Annotated in this window: 5 protein-coding genes; 4 read left to right on the plus strand and 1 reads right to left on the minus strand. The window is 71.9% G+C overall.

What is annotated here, in order from left to right; all coding sequences use genetic code 11:
* Positions 1–172 precede the first annotated feature (172 nt).
* From AOK23_RS20555 to AOK23_RS20565, 3 genes are all read left to right on the plus strand, one after another.
* Positions 173–877, plus strand: a complete 705-nt coding sequence (locus AOK23_RS20555) for an antibiotic biosynthesis monooxygenase (RefSeq protein WP_055714156.1) — start codon at positions 173–175, stop codon at positions 875–877.
* A gap of 103 nt (positions 878–980) precedes the next feature.
* Entirely contained in the window at positions 981–1,670 is a 690-nt protein-coding gene (locus AOK23_RS20560) for an ArsR/SmtB family transcription factor (protein ID WP_055714157.1), read from the plus strand.
* Between the two features lie 15 nt (positions 1,671–1,685).
* Entirely contained in the window at positions 1,686–2,429 is a 744-nt protein-coding gene (locus AOK23_RS20565) for an SRPBCC family protein (protein WP_055714158.1), read from the plus strand.
* A gap of 22 nt (positions 2,430–2,451) precedes the next feature.
* Here AOK23_RS20565 and AOK23_RS20570 read toward each other — a convergent pair whose 3' ends face one another.
* Entirely contained in the window at positions 2,452–4,278 is a 1,827-nt protein-coding gene (locus AOK23_RS20570) for an endonuclease/exonuclease/phosphatase family protein (RefSeq protein WP_055714159.1), read from the minus strand.
* 370 nt (positions 4,279–4,648) lie between these two features.
* On the opposite strand from AOK23_RS20570, the gene AOK23_RS20575 reads away from it, so the two are divergent.
* The gene (locus AOK23_RS20575) at positions 4,649–6,166 is read left to right on the plus strand and encodes a hypothetical protein (protein ID WP_055714160.1); all 1,518 of its coding nucleotides are present in this window, start codon (positions 4,649–4,651) and stop codon (positions 6,164–6,166) included.
* Positions 6,167–6,241: the final 75 nt, after the last annotated feature.

A 6,241-nucleotide genomic window follows, 5' to 3' on the forward strand; every position in this document is an offset into this window, starting at 1 on the left:
CCATCCCCGTTCCCGCCCCCGTGTTCGCCTGCGCGGCGTCGGACCGCTTCTCGTCCATGACCAGGCGGGTCTCCCGAATTCGGGCCTCGAATCGCGGAGTTGACCTGAATCCTGGTTGAGGTTGAAGGGTGGGGGGTGTCCGTCCATCGAGCACCGAACCTTGGAGAGCGTCATGACCCGTCGTACCGATGTCCATCCCGTCCTCGACCGCCCCGGCGTCGGGGCGCCCTTCTTCAGCACCTGGCGGGTCGGCACGCCGCAGCGGCAACGCCAGGTCGTCGAAGCCGTGGCCGACACCTGGCTGGGGCGGCCCTGGCCCGCCGAAGGGCTGCTGGGCTACTTCCTCTACACCGGCGAGGACGGCTCCACCCTGCTGCACTACTCGCAGTGGGCCGACGAGCAGGCCTATGAGGCCTTCGTGCGGACCCGCCGGCAGGAACGCAACGACGCGATCGACACCGCCGTGCCGGACATCGAGCGGGTGCGGCTCGGGCGCTACCGCCACTACCGCAGCCTCACCGGCGGCGATCACGACACGCGGGTACCGGGGTGCGTGGTCATCGTCGACGTCGAGTTCGCCGGCCCGGATCCGGACCGGCAGCGGGCCTGGGTGGACGCCGTGGAGGAGGCGCTGGCCGCCGAGCCGAACCAGCACCCCGGCGGTATCGCCGCGCACTTCCATCTCGGCACCGACGGCACCCGGGTCCTGAACTACGCCGAATGGGAGAGCGCCCAGGCCCACATCGACGCGCTCGCCGCGGACGGTGACGGCGTCGGCTCACCCACCGAACCGTGGCACCGCGTCCAGACCTGGCCGGGGCTGAAGGGCAGCACGGTCAGCCGGTACGAGTACGCCCTCGGCCTCGTCCCCGACTGAGGCGAGGGGCGAGAGGCGAGAGGCGAGAGGCGAGGGCGAGACGCGACTCACCGAACACTCGAATCGCCTGGACAAAAAAAGTTTTCGGTGAGAGCGTGGAGTCATGTGGGACGTCACCGTGATCGAGGACCCGGAGGCCGCGGCCGTGTCGCTGGACCCCGTACGGGCCCGGCTGCTGGCGGAGCTGGCGGCCGGCCCGGCGAGCGCCGCGATGCTGGCCGGAAAGGTCGGGCTGCCCCGTCAGAAGGTGAACTACCACCTCAAGGCGTTGGAGCAGCACGGCCTGGTCGAACTGGCGGAGGAGCGCCGCAAGGGCAACGTCACCGAGCGGCTGATGCGGGCGACCGCCGCGTCGTACGTGATCTCGCCGCTCGCGCTCGCCGCCGTGCAGCCGGACCCGGACCGCTTTCGGGACCAGCTCTCGGCGCGCTGGCTGCTCGCGCTCGGCGCCCGGCTCGTCCGTGACGTCGGGTCGCTGATCACCGGCGCGACCAGGGCGCGCCAACGGCTCGCGACCTACGCGCTCGACGGCGAGGTCACCTTCGCCTCGGCCGCCGACCGCGCCGCGTTCGTTCGGGAGCTGACGGCCGGGGTGAGCGCCCTCATCCGCAAGTACGACGCCCCCGAGGCCGAGGGCGGCCGGGCACATCGCATCGTCGTCGCCGTCCACCCCACGATCACGCGTCCGGCAGGGACGGCGGACGAGGGTGCGGCCACCGCCGAGCCCGGCGCCCACCCCCTGACCGGATCCCCGGCCGGGAACCCCGCCCCCGAATCGCCATCGCACCCGTAGTACTCAGGAGCCACCATGTCCAAGGAATTCGAGATCGCCCGAGAGTTCGAGGTCGATGCCACGCCCGAGCAGGTGTGGGACGCAGTCACCAGCGGTACCGGCGGCTGGCTGTGGCCGATGGAGGCGCCCGAGCCGCGGGTCGGCGGCAAGGGGCCCTTCGGTTCCGAGGTCACCGCCTGGGAGCCGCCGCACCGCTACACCAACCGGGTGGAGGACGTCGACGGCATCTCCGAGCAGACCCTCAACCAGCTCGACTACACGATCGAGCCGCGCGACGAGGGCCGCCGCGCCTGGGTGCGCTACGTGCACAGCGGCATCTTCGTCGACGACTGGGACAACCAGTACGACGCCGCCGGTCGTCACACCGACTTCTACCTGCACACCCTGCGCCAGTACCTGACGCGCTTCGCGGGCCGCCCGGTCACCGCCTTCGCCACCTTCGAGGGGCCCGAGGCGTCCTCCGCCGTCGGCGCGTTCACCGCCGTCGCGCGGGCGCTCGGCCTCGCCGACGACACCGCCGAGGGCGCACGCGTCCGGGCGGAGGGGCCCGAGGGGAAGCCCCTGGACGCGGTGGTCGACTACCGCAACCCCTACTTCATCGGGCTGCGCACCGACGACGCCCTCATCCGCTTCTTCGGCCGCGGCCACTGGGGTCACCCCGTCGGTGTCAGCGTCCACGACTTCGCGCCGGGTGCCGACGCCGAGGCCGACGAGGCGGCATGGAAGGGCTGGCTGAACGGCGTGTTCAGCCAGCCCTGAAAGACCCGGAACCCTCAGCGGGTCACGGGCGGAACCGCAGCACCGACGGGTCGTGGTCGCTGATCTGGTCGTGGAACTCCGCGTTGATGTGCACGCTGTCGTACGTGAACTCGCACGAGCGGCGGATCGACGGGCTGACCAGGATCTGGTCGAGGACCTGCGCGTTGCCCTGGTAGACGTAGGAGTAACGCTCGTTCTTCGGCAGCGACTTGACGGACGACCACAGCACGCCGCCGTCCTCGAGCAGCTTGGCGGTGTCCGAGAACTCGAAGTCGTTGATGTCGCCGAGGGCGATGACGTTCGCGTTCTTCTGCTTCGCCAGGATCTCCTTGACGAACGTGTTCACGGCGGTCGCCTGGAGGTGCCGCTGCGTCTCCGAGCTGCGCGTCGGCGGCTGGAACTGCGAGTGCAGCGCCTGGTCCCCGCCCTTGGACGAGAAGTGGTTCGCGATGACGAACACCGACTGGCCACGGAAGGAGAACTCGCCGACGAGCGGCTTGCGGCTGTTGGTCCAGGCGGCGTTCGCCGGGTCGATACGACCGGGCGAGAGCGTCAGCCGGGCCTTGCCGTACGCCTTCGTCACACCGACCGCGGTGGTGGCGTCGCCGCCCGCGCGGTCGGTGAAGGACACCCGCTCCGGGTTGAACAGGAACACCTGGCGGATATTGCCGCCGGGCTCGCCGCCGTCCGCGAGGTCGACCGGGTCGATGGAGCGCCAGTCGTACGCCGGGCCGCCGGCCGCCACGATGGCGTCGATCAGCTTCTTCACCGTCTGGTCGGCGGCGACCGTACCGTCCTTCGTCGCACCGTTGTTGTCCTGGATCTCCTCCAGGGCCACGATGTCGGGCGACTTCAGGTTGTTCACGACCGCGGCCGCGTGGGCGGCGAACGTGGTGTCGGAGGGGTCCAGGTTCTCGACGTTGTACGTCGCCACCGCGAGCTCGCCGCGCGCCTGCTTACGGGTCGTCTCGCGCTCCAGGCCGCCCTGCTTCAGGGTGCCGAGCTTGCTCGCGACGAGCGTGTAGCCGCCGAACTGGCTGTAGTCCAGGGGGCCCTCGGTGGTGCCCGTCAGGACGTCGCCGACGTTCGCCTTCGGGAAGTCCGCGGCCGCGCCGAGCGACTGGATCTGGAGCCGGCCGGTGTTCTGCGAGGTGTAGGAGCCGTAGACCGTGCCGCCGCGGAGGCTGGCGTTCTCCCGCGGCTTCACCGTGACCCACAGCTCGGTGAACGCGTCGGTCGCGGTGACCACACGGGCGTCGGCGACCTGGACGTTCATGCCCTCCAGGGACTCGTAGTGGTCCAGGGCGTAGGCGGCGGGGTCGAGGGTGAGCCCGTTGACCGAGCCGTTCGCGGCGGTGTCGCCGGCCGGGGCGTACGCCTTCGGCACGGACGCGGCGTCGATGACGGTCGCGGCCGGGACGGCGTTGCCACTGGAGACCACGGTGACGGTGGGGCGGGAGAGCTGGGTGACCGACTGGTTTCCGGACGAAGTGCCGCCCGGCACGAACTCGCCGACCGTGCCCGACACCGTGACCGCGTCGCCCACGGAAACCTTCGGCGTGGAGCTCGTGAAGACGAAGATGCCCTCGCTCGTGGCCGGGCTGTCGTCCGCCCGGGTGTCCTGCATCCAGAAGCCGCGCGACGAACCGTAGGTCCGTACACCGGTGACGATGCCCTCGACACCGGTGACCTGCTGGCCGACGAGCGGCGAGGTGCGCGTGGTGCCCTGGATGTCGTGGATGCGTATGGTGTCCGCCGCGGCGGGCGAGGTCAGGGCCACGGCGGAGACGGTGGAGCAGATGGCGGCGACGGTCAGCGCGCCGATGCGCGCGGTTCTCTTGCTCGGCAAGGGGATCCCTCCGGGGACGTACATGGGCGCCGGGACGAGGGTGGACGGGGGGTGGCCAGATACCGGTGGGGCGGTGTGACGCGCGTAGAACGCCGGGACGCCCAAGAGGGGCGTCCAGGGAGGCCGGGGTCTCGCCCCCGTAGCTACCCGTGAGTTTCTACGCGCGTCAATCTCCAGCCTGGTCAGGCCACTTGTCAAGGTTTCGGCCACGTCCAACTCCTGGCAGGTACATGAACCAGGCGGCATGGGTGGAAATCCGTCTAGGCTGAGCGGTTGCCGAGGTGGTGCGCGGACCGGCCCCGCCTCGCCATCGATGATGCTTGTTCCGCACACCGCTCGCCGTCGTTCGTCCCCGAGGAGAACCCCGCCGATGTCAGACAGCTCGCCACTGCCGCCGGTGCGGCTCCGCTCCGAGGCGGAACTGGCGCGGGACGCGCTCGCCACCCCGCTGCTCTCGCGCGCAGCGCGACTCGCCCGCTGGGCCGGGCCGGAGACGCGGGTGGGCGCCGGGGGCGAACTCGTCGAGGAACAACTGCCCGCCGCGGCCGAGGCGCTCGGGCTCACCGGCGAGGGAGCCGCCGGGGGCACCACCAGGACCGCTGACGGTGGCACCACCCCCGAGGACGCGGCGGCCCTGGCGAGCGAGGCGTGGCGGGTGGCCGTCGACACCGGGCTCGTCGAGATCGTGGACCCGGACGAGGAGGAGGGGAGCGCGGTCACCACCGGCGACGCGCTCGCGCTCCTCACCTCCGGCGCGCCCCGCGACGTCCTCGGCGTGTGGCTCGCCGCGCTGGAGGCCGCGCTGGCCGACGCGAGCGTGCCCGAACTCGACGGCCTCGTCGACGCCATGGAGTCCGGCGGCGAGATCGACTTCTCCGAGTTGGACTGGGACCCCGACGCCGAGGCCGAGTTCCTCGACGGGGTGCTCGGCAACCTCTACCTCCTCACCGTCAGCGAGGACGGACCCGGCGACGGGCCGGTGCCGCTGCCCGCCCTCGCCGCGTCGATGATCGTGCCGGACGACATGGGGGAGCCCACCAACGACGTCCTGGAGCAGGTGTCGGACGCGATGATGCGGCTCGACGACCAGTTCCGGGTGCTGGAGCCGGTCGGGCTGGTGGAGTACCAGCCCGTGGACGAGGCGCTCATGACGGACGCGGAGGAGAACGCGGCCGCCGCGACCGCCGAGGGCGCCGGGAGCGGTCCGGTCGTCGACGACACCGATGTCACCCGGTACGGCATGGTGCGACTCACCCCGCTCGGGCTGTACGGGATCCGGGCGCGCCTCCAGGAGGCGGGCCTCGCGGCCCCCGTGGTCGGGGACCTCGCCGACAAGGGCGCGGACGTGCTGCTCGACGGCACCGCCGAGTATCCGCCGGGGGCGGCCCTCGCCGAGACCGAGCAGTGGCTGGCCCGGCACGAACCGCTGGCCGCCGCACGCGAGTTGCTCGCCGCCGCCCGGGGGTCCGACCAGGGGGCGCCGTTGCGGCGGCTGCGCTGCCAGCAGGCGCTGTCCGTGGTGGGCGCCGCCGCGGAGCCCGCGCTGCGGGAAGTGCTCGACGACGCGGAACTGGGCGGACTCGCCCGGGTATGGCTCACCGAGCGGGGCGCCGCGGACGTGCCGGCGCCGTCCGAGGAGATGGTGTTCTGGCTGACCATCGACACGGTGGCCGCGCAACTGGCGGCCGAGGGGAACTCGGCGGAGCTGCGGGGGCTCGTGGAGGGGCTCGCGCAGCAGCACCGGGGGTTCTTCGACGCGGCGTGGCGGGTGGGGCATCCGGCCACGGCGGATGTGCTGGAGGCGATGGGGCGGATCCATCCGGACAAGCGGGTGGCGAAGGAGGCGCGGAAGGCGGCGTTCAAGGCGCGGTCGCAGAAGGGGGAGTGACGGCTGCCGGGCGCCTGGTAGCTCGGGGGTGCGCGGTTCGTCGGCGGGTGCGGGTGCGTGGGGGCTTGTCGCGCA

The organism is Streptomyces torulosus, from assembly GCF_001419765.1.
GTDB lineage: Bacteria > Actinomycetota > Actinomycetes > Streptomycetales > Streptomycetaceae > Streptomyces > Streptomyces torulosus.

Excerpts from the sequence above, each read along its gene's own strand:
- AOK23_RS20555 (WP_055714156.1), top strand. The coding sequence starts at position 173 with ATGACCCGTCGTACCGATGTCCATCCCGTCCTCGACCGCCCCGGCGTC.
- AOK23_RS20560 (WP_055714157.1), top strand. The coding sequence starts at position 981 with ATGTGGGACGTCACCGTGATCGAGGACCCGGAGGCCGCGGCCGTGTCG.
- AOK23_RS20565 (WP_055714158.1), top strand. The coding sequence starts at position 1,686 with ATGTCCAAGGAATTCGAGATCGCCCGAGAGTTCGAGGTCGATGCCACG.
- AOK23_RS20575 (WP_055714160.1), top strand. The coding sequence starts at position 4,649 with ATGTCAGACAGCTCGCCACTGCCGCCGGTGCGGCTCCGCTCCGAGGCG.